Origin of the sequence: Methylotenera sp. (assembly GCF_029945535.1) — a bacterium.
GTDB lineage: Bacteria > Pseudomonadota > Gammaproteobacteria > Burkholderiales > Methylophilaceae > Methylotenera.
In genome coordinates this window covers 131,638-146,362 of the sequence record NZ_JAQSCU010000008.1, presented here as the reverse complement: position 1 = coordinate 146,362, position 14,725 = coordinate 131,638, and the positions used below count along the sequence as shown (strand labels likewise).

At 39.3% G+C, this 14,725-nt stretch carries 15 protein-coding genes; 12 read left to right on the top strand and 3 right to left on the bottom strand.

Going from position 1 to position 14,725, the window contains the following annotated elements; genetic code table 11:
• Positions 1 to 46: 46 nt before the first annotated feature.
• Positions 47 to 955, top strand: a complete 909-nt coding sequence (locus PSU72_RS02900) for a cytochrome c oxidase subunit 3 (protein WP_300430483.1) — start codon at positions 47 to 49, stop codon at positions 953 to 955.
• Between the two features lie 75 nt (positions 956 to 1,030).
• On the opposite strand, the gene PSU72_RS02895 is transcribed toward PSU72_RS02900, so the two are convergent.
• The gene (locus PSU72_RS02895) at positions 1,031 to 1,231 is read right to left on the bottom strand and encodes a twin transmembrane helix small protein (RefSeq protein WP_013148958.1); all 201 of its coding nucleotides are present in this window, start codon (positions 1,229 to 1,231) and stop codon (positions 1,031 to 1,033) included.
• Between the two features lie 43 nt (positions 1,232 to 1,274).
• Here PSU72_RS02895 and PSU72_RS02890 point away from each other — a divergent pair, with 43 nt between their 5' ends.
• The 6 genes from PSU72_RS02890 (at position 1,275) to PSU72_RS02865 (ending at position 6,397) form a co-directional block, all read left to right on the top strand.
• Complete coding sequence (locus PSU72_RS02890; protein ID WP_300430480.1) at positions 1,275 to 2,078, top strand: SURF1 family protein; 804 nt, start codon at positions 1,275 to 1,277, stop codon at positions 2,076 to 2,078.
• 64 nt (positions 2,079 to 2,142) lie between these two features.
• Positions 2,143 to 2,754, top strand: a complete 612-nt coding sequence (locus tag PSU72_RS02885) for a hypothetical protein (RefSeq protein WP_300430478.1) — start codon at positions 2,143 to 2,145, stop codon at positions 2,752 to 2,754.
• Positions 2,755 to 2,756: 2 nt separating this feature from the next.
• Complete coding sequence (locus PSU72_RS02880; protein ID WP_300430476.1) at positions 2,757 to 3,764, top strand: COX15/CtaA family protein; 1,008 nt, start codon at positions 2,757 to 2,759, stop codon at positions 3,762 to 3,764.
• A 49-nt stretch (positions 3,765 to 3,813) separates the two neighbouring features.
• Positions 3,814 to 4,716: a heme o synthase gene (cyoE, locus tag PSU72_RS02875; RefSeq protein ID WP_300430474.1), complete on the top strand. Its 903-nt coding sequence runs from the start codon at positions 3,814 to 3,816 to the stop codon at positions 4,714 to 4,716.
• 273 nt (positions 4,717 to 4,989) lie between these two features.
• Positions 4,990 to 5,730: a PEP-CTERM sorting domain-containing protein gene (locus PSU72_RS02870; RefSeq protein ID WP_300430472.1), complete on the top strand. Its 741-nt coding sequence runs from the start codon at positions 4,990 to 4,992 to the stop codon at positions 5,728 to 5,730.
• Positions 5,731 to 5,884: 154 nt separating this feature from the next.
• Entirely contained in the window at positions 5,885 to 6,397 is a 513-nt protein-coding gene (locus PSU72_RS02865) for an FxDxF family PEP-CTERM protein (RefSeq protein WP_300430470.1), read from the top strand.
• Between the two features lie 557 nt (positions 6,398 to 6,954).
• Here PSU72_RS02865 and PSU72_RS02860 read toward each other — a convergent pair.
• Positions 6,955 to 8,397, bottom strand: coding sequence for an undecaprenyl-phosphate glucose phosphotransferase (locus PSU72_RS02860; protein WP_300430468.1), 1,443 nt, complete (start codon positions 8,395 to 8,397; stop codon positions 6,955 to 6,957).
• Positions 8,397 to 9,182 (bottom strand): XrtB/PEP-CTERM-associated transcriptional regulator EpsA, encoded by a 786-nt coding sequence (gene epsA / locus PSU72_RS02855; RefSeq protein WP_300430466.1) that lies wholly within the window; start codon positions 9,180 to 9,182, stop codon positions 8,397 to 8,399. Before epsA ends, PSU72_RS02860 begins: the two co-directional genes overlap by 1 nt.
• Before the next feature lie 262 nt (positions 9,183 to 9,444).
• Here epsA and PSU72_RS02850 point away from each other — a divergent pair, with 262 nt between their 5' ends.
• Genes PSU72_RS02850 through epsF form a run of 5 tightly spaced genes read left to right on the top strand, consistent with a single transcriptional unit; the run spans position 9,445 to position 14,719 of the window.
• Positions 9,445 to 9,984, top strand: a complete 540-nt coding sequence (locus PSU72_RS02850) for a cyclic nucleotide-binding domain-containing protein (RefSeq protein ID WP_300430464.1) — start codon at positions 9,445 to 9,447, stop codon at positions 9,982 to 9,984.
• Positions 9,968 to 11,215, top strand: a complete 1,248-nt coding sequence (epsL, locus tag PSU72_RS02845) for an XrtB/PEP-CTERM-associated polysaccharide biosynthesis outer membrane protein EpsL (RefSeq protein WP_300430462.1) — start codon at positions 9,968 to 9,970, stop codon at positions 11,213 to 11,215. Before PSU72_RS02850 ends, epsL begins: the two co-directional genes overlap by 17 nt.
• A 24-nt stretch (positions 11,216 to 11,239) precedes the next feature.
• The gene (locus PSU72_RS02840) at positions 11,240 to 12,193 is read left to right on the top strand and encodes an EpsD family peptidyl-prolyl cis-trans isomerase (protein ID WP_300430460.1); all 954 of its coding nucleotides are present in this window, start codon (positions 11,240 to 11,242) and stop codon (positions 12,191 to 12,193) included.
• Positions 12,194 to 12,233: 40 nt separating this feature from the next.
• Positions 12,234 to 13,307, top strand: a complete 1,074-nt coding sequence (locus PSU72_RS02835) for an SLBB domain-containing protein (protein WP_300430457.1) — start codon at positions 12,234 to 12,236, stop codon at positions 13,305 to 13,307.
• 8 nt (positions 13,308 to 13,315) lie between these two features.
• Positions 13,316 to 14,719, top strand: coding sequence for a chain length determinant protein EpsF (epsF, locus tag PSU72_RS02830; RefSeq protein ID WP_300430455.1), 1,404 nt, complete (start codon positions 13,316 to 13,318; stop codon positions 14,717 to 14,719).
• Positions 14,720 to 14,725 lie beyond the last annotated feature (6 nt).

Genomic DNA, 14,725 nt, shown 5'->3' with positions numbered 1-14,725 from the left:
CCATTGTGAATTTAAAATATTTATAAAAATGCACAGGAGTTATTGCATGGCGACACATTCTAACAATCAATATTATGTACCTCACGGTAGCGTTTACCCGTCTATCATATCTGTAGGCTTACTATCGTTAGCATCAGGCTTTATTTTTAGCGTAGCAACCGATAGAAGTAAAGAGTTAGCATATTTGCAAGCACCTGGTAAATGGATGATGATATTAGGTGCACTACTTATTCTGGCTATGGTGTTTAAGTGGATGGGTTCGGTTATTACTGAAAATGTAACTGGTAAGTTTAAGGGCTGGGAAGATAAGTCATTTCGTATTGGTATGATAGTATTTATTTGCTCTGAAGTTGCATTCTTTGCCGCGTTCTTTGGCGCATTGTTTTATATGCGCGTTATTTCAATTCCAGATTTAGCTGGTTACGACCTTGATATCACCCCATATAAGGACTTCTTAGCTTCTTGGCCTTCAATTGGTCCCGGTGGTAGTGTTCTAGGTGCAGAGTATAAACCACCTGCAAACTTTAAGCCGATGGCAGCTTGGGGCTTACCCGCTATTAATACTGCACTTTTGCTAACATCGGGTGCAACAATTACTTGGGCGCATTGGGGTTTAATTAAGAACAATCGTAAGCAGTTAATTATCGGTATGGCACTTACTGTAGCTCTTGGTATTGCTTTCTTGTGCTGCCAAGCAATGGAGTATCACGAAGCTTATACAGAGATGGGATTAACACTTGGTTCAGGCGCTTACGGCGCGAGTTTCTTTATGCTAACTGGATTTCATGGCTTCCATGTGATGCTTGGTACTATCATGTTGATTGTTATTTTGATTCGCTGCATGAAGGGTCACTTCACACCAGAGCATCACTTTGGTTTTGAAGGTGTTGCTTGGTATTGGCACTTTGTAGATGTAGTATGGTTAGGCTTGTTTATTTTCGTATACTGGCTATAAATCATCTAAATAAAAAGGGCGATGCAGCAGCATCGCCCTTTTTATTTTGTTTTATTAATTACAAATAATGTTGATTTAAAGTGGATGGCCAATCAAGCCAAATTTGCCTGCAATTAATAAAAGAATAAATAATAGAATAGACAGTCCAATCCGAACAGTCAACGCTTTAACGGTTCTATCACCACCGGTTTTGTCCTTAGATAAAAAGAATAGTGCAGAAAATAAACTGCCAACAATAACAATTAAAGTTAATACAACAATGATCTTTATTAACATAACTTTGTCCAATTAAGCTTTAAATAGTCATTATGAGACTCTAATGAAACAATTGCAATTTAGAATGCATCGCTATGTTTTTCAGCCAACTTTAGTTGGCATAGTTGTTACTTTGATATGCATTCCATTGTTTATTAAGCTTGGTTTATGGCAATACAACAAAGCGCAACAAAAGCAGGCTATTCACGAGGCGTATGATCAAGCAAAAGTAGATAAAGCTCTAAAGTTTCCATTAGAGCTAACGGATAGTAAAGCCATCAATATTGATGATTGGAAGTACAAGAAAGTAATTGTACAAGGTGTGTATGAAACAAAATATCAGTTTTTGTTAGACAATCAAGTTGAGGGTGACAGGGTGGGTTATCATGTGATAACGCCACTAAAAATTGATAATACTAATGAGTATTTGTTGGTCAATCGTGGTTGGATATTAGGTAAAGATACTCATACGGAGCTACCAATATTTAATACACCTACAGGCAAGCAAACGCTAACAGGTCAGGTATGGGTGCCTAGTAAAAAGATTTTTACTTTAGAGAGTTCTGATAACCAATCCATAGCCAGCGCTCAATCTGGCAATCAACCTTGGCAGCAAGTTTGGCAGAATATGAGTATGGAAAAGTATAAGCGCAGCGTGCCATTTGTTGTTTCAGAATTGGCAATAAAGTTAGATCAAGACAGTCATGCTGGTGGTTTTGTACGAAATTGGCAGATTCCAGCAGAGCGAATTACTAGCAATCTAGGCTATGCCTATCAATGGTTCGGCTTCGCATTTACAGCGTTGTTAATATTTATTTATACGAGTACGACTAAAATTAGACCAGAAAATAGTTCTGATAAATTGTAATTAATTTAACCCCTAGATATTGAGTCAATGCCTTCATCATCAATTTTTATTAGTAGAGCGATACATGCAAAACGAAAAGCAATTAACTGAATTAGAAATGCAGAGTAAAGGCCGCAAGGTTTTTATGTTGATGGTGGTATTTTTTGTAGTGCCTGTCATCGTGGTGATATTGATGTATCAATTTAACTGGAAACCAAATGGCAATAGCTTGGGTGAGTTAGTTAATCCGCCGCGCCTATTAAACAACCCAAAAGAGCTTACTGATGAACAAGGCTTATTATTGTCAGATCAGTTTTGGAAAACCAAATGGAGTATTGTTTATGTGGCAGCAGAATGTAAACAAGCTTGCCTGGATAATCTACATGATTTACGTCAACTACACGTGTCACTTTACAAAGACATTGAGCGTGCGCAACGCGTATTAATTACCAACACACAGGATGTTGCGAAAATTAAACATGATTACCCTGACTTAATTATCATCAATAAACCGGAAGCTAAGGTGTCGAGTCTTGCTCAGGAGTTTCAAGTTAAAGCAGAAAATCCAATGAGCACTAATCGAATCTATTTAGTGGATTCGCTCGGTTATTTTATGATGAGTTATCCAGCTAGTTTTCCTTTGGCGGATGTACGTAAAGACATTACTCGCTTATTAAGATACTCTTGGGCAGGATAAGTATGTACGGTAATTCAAAAAGTTTTAAATGGTTCAGAGCGTTAGTCTTAATTGGCACCATGCTCTCTTTAGGAGTTGTTGCACTAGGCGCATACGTTAGACTTACCGATGCGGGCTTAGGTTGCCCAGACTGGCCAGGATGCTATGGCACGCTGACAGTTCCGCAAAGCGAAGCCGCGATCGCCAGCGCACAAAGTGCTTATCCAAGTAATATGATTGTAGTTGGTAAGGCATGGCGAGAAATGATTCATCGCTACTTTGCAGGTACTTTAGGTTTAATCGTACTGGCGATTTTTATCCTTGGCTGGAAGGCTAAACGAGAAATTAAATGCTCACCATGGACGCCAAGCTTCTTACTTATATTAATTGCATTTCAAGCTATGCTAGGCATGTGGACCGTGACAATGTTATTAAAACCTGCCATTGTCAGTTCGCATTTGCTTGGGGGAATGTCTACGTTAGCCATACTCACTTGGATAGCGCATAGGCATTGGGGGCATTCTTCTGCCACTATCGTTACTTCAACTCGATTAAGAGTCACGATGCGCATCGGATTGTTGATATTGTTTATGCAGATTTTTTTAGGTGGCTGGACTAGTACTAATTATGCCGCTTTAGCCTGCACAGACTTTCCTACATGTCACGGTGTATTTCTGCCTGAAATGGACTTTAAAGATGCGTTCCACATGGTACGGGAACTTGGCAAAGGCGCTAATGGCGGTGGATTAACACTCGCGTCCATCACCGCAATACAATGGACACATAGATTGGGTGCTTTAATCACTTTTATATACTTAGGTTTATTAGCGCTCAATACCTTCAAGTACTGGCAGATGAAACGTATAGGCGTTATTTTGTTGATTGTGCTTTGCGCTCAAATCTCGTTAGGTATTGCCAACCTGTTATTACATTTACCCTTAGTGCTAGCCGTTGCACACAATTTTACTGCAGGGTTATTAGTCATTATTTTAGTAACAATGAACTCCAAAATAACTGGATATAAAAAGTAGAGCTCACACAATGATAGTTGAATTACATGAAAACAAGCGAGAAAGTAAAATGAGTAACAGTGTAAGCGCCATGCGAAATATAGGATTAAGCTTTAAAAGTTTCTTCTCGTTATGTAAACCTAGAGTCACCTCACTTATTGTATTTACGGCGATTATCGGTATGTATCTTGCAAAACCAGCAGAGCTGCCTATGTACTGGCCATTACTTATAGCAACAACAATAGGTATTGCTTTCGCTTCTGGTGCCGCAGCTGCCTTTAATTGTTTGATTGAACACAAAATTGACGCGATTATGGCACGTACACGTGCGCGTGCACTACCTACAGGACAAGTGTCTTCAGCGCAAACCACAGTATTTGCAACCATACTCGGTAGCACAGGCTTGACCATTTTGTACTTTTACGTTAATCCACTCACCATGTGGCTAACCTTCGCAACATTTGTAGGATATGCGGTTATTTATACGGTATTTCTAAAGCCAGCTACACCAATGAATATTGTCATCGGCGGCGCATCTGGTGCTATGCCGCCAATACTAGGTTGGGCTGCTGTTAACAATACCGTATCGCCAGAATCATTGATTATGTTTTTGATTATATTTGCTTGGACCCCACCGCACTTTTGGGCGCTAGCATTATATCGACGTGAAGAGTATGCAAAAGTCGGCATGCCTATGCTGCCAGTGACGCATGGTGAAGCGTTCACCTTGTTACATATTTTGTTGTATACCATAATTTTAGTTGCGGTCTCACTCATGCCTTATGGGCTTGGTATGAGCGGCTTACTTTACTTAATCTCAGCAATTATTCTGAACGTGATTTTTATGGCCTATGTGATTGGTCTTTATCGTCATTATTCTGATGACTTAGCTAAAAGGACATTCAAGTATTCAATTATTTACTTAACACTGCTATTTGCAGCACTGTTAATTGATCACTATTGGGTGATTTAGTCAGAATAGCTCAGAAGGAAATGAATTTTAAATACTCAAGCTACAGTGCAATTGCTTCCTAGCTTGAGTACATTACTGCAAAATGGCTTGCAATCAAGGTCTCTCTTAATCCCAATGCATAGCGTTAGTACTAATGGACTAACTAACGAACTCATGTCGTTAGTACTAACGGGCTATTGTCGAAAAAATCTAATTTAGTAATATGTGGTTGTACTCAAAGCAGGCTAAGACTAATTAGATGCTTTCACAAATTTGCTTAATATTGGATGAATCATGAAAACACGTCAACTTATACAATTGGGTTTATTAGCCGCTTTAACAAGCACATCGCTAGCAGCCAACGCTACAGCCAACACATTTAACACTATCTACGGTACAAATTTCGGTACAAATAGCAGCTACTCAACAACTTTCCTAGGTGATATCAACACTACTTTCTCTGCGAAAGTGGGCGCAGATGACGGTAAGTTCAGCTTTAAAACTGCACAAGGTGGTTATCAAGGTGTGGGTGTTTCACCAAAGCATGGCTCAGAAAGAACGCCAGGTGAAATTGATATCGGAGAATCAATTAATGCTAGTTTTTCTAAAGGCATATTCATTACCAACTTTAAATTGGGTCTATTGTTTGATGGTCCTGAATACGGTGATGTGAATGAAAAAGCGCAAATTACAGCAACTTATTTAGACAACTCAGTGCGCAGCTTTACATTTACAGCCACGGGAAAAACTACCGGTATTTGGACAGGTGAAGGAAGTTACGCGAACTTAAGTAAGGCTGTAGAAGGTTATGGCGGCGTTTGGAGTCTTAGTAACCCATTTGGTGATGTCCGAGTTAAGGGGCTTTCATTCACTGCGCTAAAAGGTGTATGTGGAACCGCAGGTGGATCATGTTCAAACCAATCTGATTTCACTTTGATTAGTGTATCTGCAGTACCAGAACCAGAAACTTACGCAATGATGTTGCTTGGTCTTTTGGGTGTGGGCTTTATGTCACGTAGAAATAAACAAGCTTAATAGCTTAGTACGTATGGACTATTGTTCGCTAGCAGCTAATAAGGTCTAATGCTTGTCAGAGAAATACGTTTTATAGCAATTTTGTTTGGTTTTAAAAATGTTAGATTCAACGGTATTTTTAGTTTAATTTTTTAATATTTATAGGGGTAACATCATGAAATCTTTAAAGTTAAAAGCTTTAGTTTTAGCTGCTGGTCTAGTTGCAGCTTCTTTATCAACAAGCGCTAGCGCAACAGTAACAACATTTCAGGCAAGTCCAGTTGGCTATACGTTTTCAGGTATAGCTCTTCCAGGTAGCTTTACTGATTACATTGGTACATTTACACTAGCGCCTTCTACAAGTTACACTGCTGATGTATTTTTTAGTTATCTCGGTTTCGGCTCTGTTGACATTACATCGTTTTCATTGGTAGATGCTGTAAGTCATGCTGTAGTTTCTACAGGTACAAACACAGACTATGGAGTATTTTCATTTGCGAATGTGCATGGCTCATCTAGTGGTAAGTATTCACTAGCGCTAAATGCTAGTAGCTCAAATGGTGGTACTTACCTTGGCGGTATTACGGTTAAAGCAGCTTCAGCAGTTCCAGAGCCAGAAACTTATGGCATGATGTTAGCTGGTTTAGGTTTAATGGGCTTTGTAGCACGTCGTCGTAAATCTGTATAAGTTACTTAGGCAGATTAATGTATTAATCTGCCTACGGTGATTAAAAAAAAGCCCATTCAATGAATGGGCTTTTTGTATTGAGTTTGTGTTCTTTGTACCGCTGATATTATTGTAAATAATTCCGTTACGAATCACCTATGGCTGTTGATTACAGGTAGGGTTATCTCACTACATGATGTCCGCGAACGGTTGGTTTCTTGAAATCTCATAGGTTTTAGAGCCGCACGTTTTAATATATATTGAAACCTTCAAACGTTACAGTCAATGTGGTCTAATCACTTGTTGTAACAGGGTGCTCTAGCTCTTAATGGAAGTCGGTTGTTGAAGAGCAAACGTAGCTGCAAAGAGCTAAACCCAAGCAAGTCTTATCAAATGCGTTGATCGTAGGAAGGCCTGTTATATCTGAGTTTATTGTCAATAAAAATATAAGGCCTGATTTTGCAAGAAGGCGCTGCTGGATTCAGTATTTTAAATAGACCTGTGATGAATCCCTGCCAGGACAGCCATCATGAAAATGAACTTATGCAAACAGCTATAAAGTAAAACAGCTGGGGTGCTCAATAAGCATTTTTTTCGCCTTTGAATACAACACTTATCGTTCTAAACACGATGTATATATCTAGTTTTGGGCTCCAGTTGCGTAGGTATTCTAAGTCGAAATCAATGCGCGCTTTCATTTTGTCAAGCGTTTCTGTTTCTCCACGTAATCCATTCACTTGAGCCCAGCCTGTAATGCCTGGCTTCACTTTATGGCGAATCATATAGCCCTTGATGAGCTTACGATACATTTCATTATGAGAAACAGCGTGAGGACGTGGCCCCACCACGCTCATGCGGCCTTGAAGGACATTAATGAATTGAGGCAGCTCATCTAAAGACGATTTGCGCAGAAAGGCGCCAAGTTTTGTAACACGTTGATCATTTTTTGTTGCTTGTGTGACTGCGCCGCCATCTTCACAAACTGACATAGATCTGAACTTGTAGACGAGGATCTCTTTCCCGTCTAGACCGTATCTGCGTTGTTTGAAGATGATAGGGCCTGGTGAGCTTGATTTAACGCCAATTGCAATAATAATAAGTATTGGTAATATTAATAAAAGTATTGCCAGCGAAAACACAACGTCGGCTGAACGCTTAATAACGCCATTAAAACCTGTGAATGGAGTTTCACATACTGCAACAACTGGAATGTCATCGACTTGTCCCATGCGTCCTTGAATAAGGTCTGTCATGAAAATGTCGGGAATAAAATAAATTGAAGCCGTAGTGTCTTTAAGGTCATCAAGCAGTTTAAGTATGCGCGGGTGACCAGACATTGGTAAAGATAAGTAGATGATGTTAACTTGATGAGATTTGATGTAATCAGCTAATTCATCGATTTTTCCTAATATTGAAACGCCAATATTGCCATTAAGTAGTACATCGATATCCGTATTTTCTGCAACACGCTTTAAAGTCCGATCTTCAAAAAAGCCGATGATGTTCGTAGATTGAAGTTTTGTATCATTCAGTCTCAGCGCAAGTTCGATACTCTGTTCATTAATGCCAGCAATAACGGCCTGTTTAACTGGGCCTTGAAGTGACATGATGAGTGGCGCCATGCTTCTAAGGAGAAGTAAGGCAAGGATTTGCATAATAGGCGTTAAGACCACCCATAAGACAATGGTTTGAGTGGAAAACAAATACATATAACGAGTTGTGTACGCAAACAGTATCAGTAACGAAGACAAGATTATCCACGTGACGATTATATTCATGACGCCTTTATTGATGGGGAGGTTTACTTTAGACTCACCAGGGTATGAGAGAAAAAAGATAATCAGCGAAAGAAATAGATAGATTGGGCCTAGATGGCCTTCTTGAATAAAAGCGACAGCCCATAAGCCAATAACAGCGACCAATGGATCGGCTAATGACTCTGTAATTGATAGAATGTTGTCGCGCGCTAATCTAATGCCAGATGCTTTACGTACGAGAGGAAGATAGTTTTTATTGCTCATTAAGATTGATATATTCGATTATATTTTGTGGCAGCTTGTGCGCGATTTAGAACATCTAATTTTTTAAAAATACGCTGTAAGTGATTCTTAACAGTAAAAGCACTAATGTTAAGTATCATTCCTATTTCGTGATTAGTTTTCCCCATTTTAACCCAAAGCATAATTTCTGACTCTCTGTCTGAAAGTATATCAACAAATTCACTTTCTGGTTCATTAAGTATCGGCGGCACAACAGGAAGTTGCTCAGGAAGATGTTCTAGCTGTCTTAAGGCTGAGTCGATAAAAGGTAAAAATACAGGCGTCATTTTACTTGTGCGATTGAGTATTCTAGCTGAAGCGTTAATGAAAACATATAAACAATCATGCCCACCCCTAAAATCTTTGATGCCGTGAACGATAGCACATTTCATTTTTTGAAGGTTAATATTAGCTTCAATACAGCCTAATTCGTGCTCGTGAAATATACCTTTATCTACATTTAGGGTAAAAGGAGACTTGGCGTTTTCAAGCCAATATTTAAAAAGATTTTGCAGTAAGGCGGTTAAGCTTTTGCTGGAAATTTTCCCAGTTCTAACCCCTGGTAGTGCTGAAACAATATCAACATATACGATTCCAAGTGAGAAATCACCCCAAGCGGCAATCATGACTTCATGCGGAATGTAACGTTGAAAATCTCCCTGCAGCCAAAATAGCAATTCAACATGTGAGCGAATATGCAAAGATTCTTGAATGAGTTTCTTCAACCCTGATTCACGCCTATTCATTAAATGCTCTTCAATTATCATGCAGGGTTTCTTTTCGAGTTAATAAAACTCCTTTCGCTAGTCAGCATTTTTATTTGCTATAGATGCATTCGGACTATTGAAAGTGGTGTTTAAAGGTTATATTATCAAATAGTGGTATTTTGTAAAGATAATGCGCACTGCAATAGAGTATGCACGAAATGTGCCAGCTTTTTATTTAACGTAACAAATGAGAAGTCTTGTGTGCTGAGATTTGGTAATGCTTGTCGTAAGAACGAAGTAAATACGGGTGCTAAGTGAAATTATGAAAAGAGAAATTATGGAGTTGCATCCAGACTTGGTATATTTAGGTGGGGCAGATCAGTATGAAGAAGAGATTTTTGAAATAATCGAAGATATTAAGCTTTTTGAGACTTTTAGTCTTGATGAAGTGAGAACGCTGTGTCAATTGATGCATTGTTATGCAGCGCCCAAAGATATGACTTTGCTAAAAGAGGGTGATGCTGGAGACTTCTTGATTTTAATATTAACTGGTAATGTGGAGGTTACTAAAACTATTTCTACAGGAGAAGTTAAACTAATATCGCAGGTTGGTGTAGGTGCCACTCTTGGCGAGATGTCCATGATAGATGGGTGTCCAAGATTTGCCAGTTGTGTCACGGTTTTGCCAACAGATTTTGCAGTGTTAACACGTGAAACACTAAATGATGTTCTTTTGCAAATGCCCCGGTTGGGAAATAAGCTCTTACTAACTTTATTGCAAACCATGAGTATTAGGCTTCGTGAAGCCATTGTTGAATCAAAGTCAGACCTCTCTAATGGATTGTATGTTGCATCGCTTTAACGAATCCTTTGTGGGGAATAAACACAATAAAAATGCGTTCAAGACATTTGCTTTAGTAATTTCTTGCTTCTTATTTCAGTGCGCCGCCACTTCGGCTTATGCAGATAGCGACGATACAATTAACTTTTTGATTGGAACGGACTATAGTCATTATGATAATTTATTTCTGCTGCCAGATGGCCAAAACCCAACTGGGGCGGCTGAGCGATCTGATAATGTGCTGAGAACGAATTTTGGCATTAAAGTGAATAAAAAATATGGCTTGCAAGCGTTCAGATTTGATTACTCTCATTTGGATAGCAAATACGACAACGCTAGTTTTCTAAACTTTAACTCCAATAATTATAAGGCGGCATGGCTTTGGTCGCTTACACCTAGTTTAAAGGGTAATTTATCATCAGAGCGCAAAGTTGATTTGATACCATTTCTCGATAATAGAAATTCAAACACTCAAAATATACGCACTCTCGAAATGCAAATGTTCGATTTTGACTGGTCACCACATAATGTTTGGCACTTACTAGGCGGCTATACTAAGCTTGAGAGTGTCAACAGCCAAACATTTCTGCAAGAAACTAGTTTCAAATTTAACGCAGCGGAGGTTGGAGTTAAGTATTCATTTCCATCCGATAATTTTATTGCATTGAAGCTGCGTAAAAGAGATGGAGAGAACCAAGAAATTAATGTTCCAAATCAAGTTGGTAAAGATTTTTCTGAAAATGAAGCAGAGTTAAGCGCATTATGGAGGCTCTCGGGTAAATCTAAGTTAACTGCAAATTTAGGTCATAATGGACATACGGATGATACGTATGGTTTGCGGGACTTTTCTGGGTATTTTGGGGGAGTCAATTACTCTTGGGATGCTAGTGCTAAACTAAATGTAGGTGTTGATTTGACTAGAAAACTTGCGTCTTATCAGGATTTCACTAGTAGTTACACTGTGAACGATGTGCTAAGCATAAGGCCAACTTGGGCTTTAACTTCAAAAGTAACGCTTGGGGGCTCTCTGTCAGCAAGCAAAAGAAAATTTCTTGGTGATGGTCCTATAGTAAGTGCAACAACGCCTACTCGGATTGATGATGGAGTTACATATGGTATTGAGGCTACTTGGGTGCCAAGGAGTACTATGAGGTTTGGTGTTAATTTGCAGCATGATAAAAGAGACTCAAATTTTGCAGATAGAGATTTTTCATCAAATACGGTTGGTATCAATGGACAACTTACTTTTTAATCTACTTACAAGGTTTTTATGCTGATGAATAAAATTCTAAAACTTACTCTGGTTGTTATTTTTTGCAACTTAGCTGCGTGTGGTAAGGGCGGCGAAAAGGTCGCTAGTTCGCAAATAGCAGCCAAAGTGAACGGTGTGGAAATTACAACGCACCAAATAGATTCGGTGATGGCTGGTGCGCAAAACGTAACCGCAGAAAATGTTGCGGAATTCAGAAAAAAAGCCTTAGATAAGCTAATTGATCAGCAACTTGTGCTTGATAAAGCAAGCAAAGAAAGTTTAGATAGAACTCCAGATGTAATTTTAGAGATAGAAGCCGCTAAAAAAGAAATATTAGCAAGAGCCTATTTAAAGAAAATGTTGGCTAGCTCTTCAGAAATAAATGATAGTGAATTCAAGAAATACTACGACGAGCATACCGAGTTATTTTCTAAACGTCGTGTATACAACCTGCAAGACATTAGTACACAAAGCAATGCGCAAACACTTGAGCTTTTGAAAGGGGATGTGACCGCGCAGAAGTCGATGATGGATATTGCGGAGAGTCTAAAAGCTAAAGGAATTAAATTCTCAAGTGGTTCGTTTACACGTCCAGCAGAACAGTTACCATTAGATATTTTACCCAAAATGCAATTGCTAAAAGATGGTGATATGTTTGTTTGGCAGTCTGGTGATATTGCTCATGCCATCAAATTAACAAGTATTGAAGAGTCGCCAGTCGGATTGCTTGAAGCAACTCCAATGATTAAAAATTACTTTATTAATACGCGAGGCAAGCAAATCGTTGAAGATAAAATCAAAAAATTCCGCCAAGAAGCCAAAATTGAGTATTTAGGTGCTTTTGCGAGTCAATCAGGTGCTAGTCAAGTTAAGCTCCCCGCAGCTGACAAAGCTGAAGCTGCCTCGAACCTTACAGAAGAGCAAAAGAAGTCAAAGAAAGACTCAACTATTGAAGCTGGTGTAGCAGGTTTAAAATAAGTATGAACAGACCTGATAACTTTTTACTCAAGGACATATCGTGAAACTACGTTTTTTAAGATTCATCACTTTAATAGGCTTATTTTTGACAATCATGTCGTTTAGTAATTTAGCTCGAGCGGATGGTAAGCCGGACTATTTGCTTGGTGTTGGAGATTCTATTCGTATTAGCGTTTTCCAGAACCCTGAGCTAATGACGGAAACTCGTGTTTCAGGTACTGGGTTAGTGACGTATCCTCTAATTGGTGAGGTGAAGGTTGGTGGAAAGAGTATTCAAGCTGCAGAACAATTAATCGCTCAGGCCTTGATTAAAGGTGGTTATGTAAAAGAGCCGCAAGTCAACATTGTATTGTTACTAGTTAGAGGTAATCAGGTTGCAGTATTGGGGATGGTAAATAGACCAGGGCGTTATCCACTAGAAACTTCAGATATTCCACTGAGTCACGTTGTAGCTACTGCGGGTGGTGTATCAATCAACGCAGGTAATGGAATGGCTCTTTTATTAGGTACTCGTGATGGTCAGCCTTATAAGTATGAAGTTGATCTTGCTACCCTCTTTCTCGGAGATAAAAAGGCTCAAGATATTTTAGTGAGCAACGGGGATGTAATTTATATCACTCCTGGAAACCAAGTTTCAATTATAGGGCAAGTATTGCGCCCAGGTAGGTTCTCTTTAGACGGTGTGAAAATGCGACTTGTAGATGCGCTAGCACTCGCTGGAGGTATGATTCCTACTGCGTCAGATTCTGTTGTTGTTACCGGGATGCACGACGGGCAGCCATTCAAAAAAGAATTTGATGTTGCAGGTCTTTTCCTCTCAAGTGAAACTACTGAAGACATGTACGTCTTTGCCAATGACCAAATCTATGTACACCGCGCACCTGTGTACTACATTTATGGTGAAGTACAACGTCCAAGCAGTTATAGGGTAGAACGAGATATGACGGTAGTGCAGGCGCTAGCTCAAGGTGGAGGGCCAACTGTACGTGGTACGCAACGCAATATTAAACTGATGCGTCGCAATGATGCTGGTGTTGTAGAAAAAGTAGTGCCTAAGTTGACTGACTTAATTAAAGCAAATGATGTGTTGTATGTTGAAGAAAGTCTATTTTAGGGATATTTATGAATTTGCTTCAATTTTTACTGATATTAAAGGCGCGTTATAAAGTTATTCTTATTACTTTTTTAATTACAGTATTCACTGCAACCGTAGTGACGTTATTTTTACCCAAGAGCTATACTGCAACAACCTCATTATTACTCAACTATAAAGGCATGGATCCAGTGACAGGCATGGTGCTGCCTGCACAGTTAATGCCAGGTTATATGGCAACGCAGAACGATATTATACAAAGCCGAAATATTGCACTTAAAGTAGTTAGTCAGCTTGGACTGGATAAATCTGAGCAAGCACAAGAGTTGTTCAGGACATCAGCTAAAGGTGTAGGAGATATTAAAAACTGGTTGTCCGATTTGTTACTGAAAAATCTAACGGTAAAGCCATCTAAAGAAAGTAGTGTCATAGAAATTTCTTTTAATAGCGAAGACCCCAATTTTGCAACTGTTGTGGTGAACTCATTTGCAGAAAACTATCAACAAACCAGTACTCAATTAAAAGTGGCGCCAGCACAACAGGCTGCAGGATACTTTGGGCAGCAAGTCAAAGTTTTAAGAGACGACTTGGAGCAGGCACAGTCAAGACTGTCTGCATATCAGCAAGAAAAAGGTATTACCAACCCTGAGCAAACATTAGATGTAGAAAGTATCAGATTGAATGAGCTATCTACACAATTGAGCATGGTGCAAGCGGCTTCGATAGATTCGCAATCACGTAGTGCAAACTCTCAGAGAAGCGCATTAGATGCCCCAGATATTGCATCTAGCCCAACAATACAAGGTCTAAAGTCTGATTCAGCTCGTGCAGATGCTAAATTAGCTGAATTAGCCCAGCGCTTAGGCAAGAATCATCCTGCTTATAAATCTGCAGAAGGTGAAGCGAATAAAATTAGAAGTCAGTTGCATGAAGAGGCGCAGCGTTTATCAAATAGTATTAGTAATTCAGCAAGCATTAACCAGCAACGAGAGTCGCAACTTCGTGCTCAAGTTGAGATACAAAAGAAAAAGGTACTGACCTTAAATCGTTTGAGAGATGAAATGGGCATTCTCCAGAAAGATGTAGAGGTTGCAAAAAAAGCTATAGATGCTGTCACACAACGATTTAGCCAAACTAGCATAGAGGGTCAATCAAATCAAAGTGATATTGCTATTTTGAATCCTGCCATTGCACCAACTGTCCCTAGTAGTCCTAGAGTCCTTTTAAATATAGTCTTGGCCGCTTTTGTGGGGATGGTGCTAGGTGTAGGTTTTGGCCTATTGGCAGAGTTGTTAGATAGGCGAGTTCGCGGTAGAGATGATATTTCCATTATTCTGGGCGTGCCAGTATTTGCTGTGATTGAAGGCAATACTACAAAGACAAGTGAAAACTTATTGCTAGGGCAAGCACGAAAATTGCTTACTTCTAATTAGAAACAT

Bases quoted from the DNA above. Each gene is read 5' to 3' on its own strand.
- PSU72_RS02900 (WP_300430483.1), top strand. From the start codon at position 47: ATGGCGACACATTCTAACAATCAATATTATGTACCTCACGGTAGCGTT.
- PSU72_RS02895 (WP_013148958.1), bottom strand. From the start codon at position 1,231: ATGTTAATAAAGATCATTGTTGTATTAACTTTAATTGTTATTGTTGGC.
- PSU72_RS02890 (WP_300430480.1), top strand. From the start codon at position 1,275: ATGAAACAATTGCAATTTAGAATGCATCGCTATGTTTTTCAGCCAACT.
- PSU72_RS02885 (WP_300430478.1), top strand. From the start codon at position 2,143: ATGCAAAACGAAAAGCAATTAACTGAATTAGAAATGCAGAGTAAAGGC.
- PSU72_RS02880 (WP_300430476.1), top strand. From the start codon at position 2,757: ATGTACGGTAATTCAAAAAGTTTTAAATGGTTCAGAGCGTTAGTCTTA.
- cyoE (WP_300430474.1), top strand. From the start codon at position 3,814: ATGAGTAACAGTGTAAGCGCCATGCGAAATATAGGATTAAGCTTTAAA.
- PSU72_RS02870 (WP_300430472.1), top strand. From the start codon at position 4,990: ATGAAAACACGTCAACTTATACAATTGGGTTTATTAGCCGCTTTAACA.
- PSU72_RS02865 (WP_300430470.1), top strand. From the start codon at position 5,885: ATGAAATCTTTAAAGTTAAAAGCTTTAGTTTTAGCTGCTGGTCTAGTT.
- PSU72_RS02860 (WP_300430468.1), bottom strand. From the start codon at position 8,397: ATGAGCAATAAAAACTATCTTCCTCTCGTACGTAAAGCATCTGGCATT.
- epsA (WP_300430466.1), bottom strand. From the start codon at position 9,182: ATGATAATTGAAGAGCATTTAATGAATAGGCGTGAATCAGGGTTGAAG.
- PSU72_RS02850 (WP_300430464.1), top strand. From the start codon at position 9,445: ATGAAAAGAGAAATTATGGAGTTGCATCCAGACTTGGTATATTTAGGT.
- epsL (WP_300430462.1), top strand. From the start codon at position 9,968: ATGTTGCATCGCTTTAACGAATCCTTTGTGGGGAATAAACACAATAAA.
- PSU72_RS02840 (WP_300430460.1), top strand. From the start codon at position 11,240: ATGAATAAAATTCTAAAACTTACTCTGGTTGTTATTTTTTGCAACTTA.
- epsF (WP_300430455.1), top strand. From the start codon at position 13,316: ATGAATTTGCTTCAATTTTTACTGATATTAAAGGCGCGTTATAAAGTT.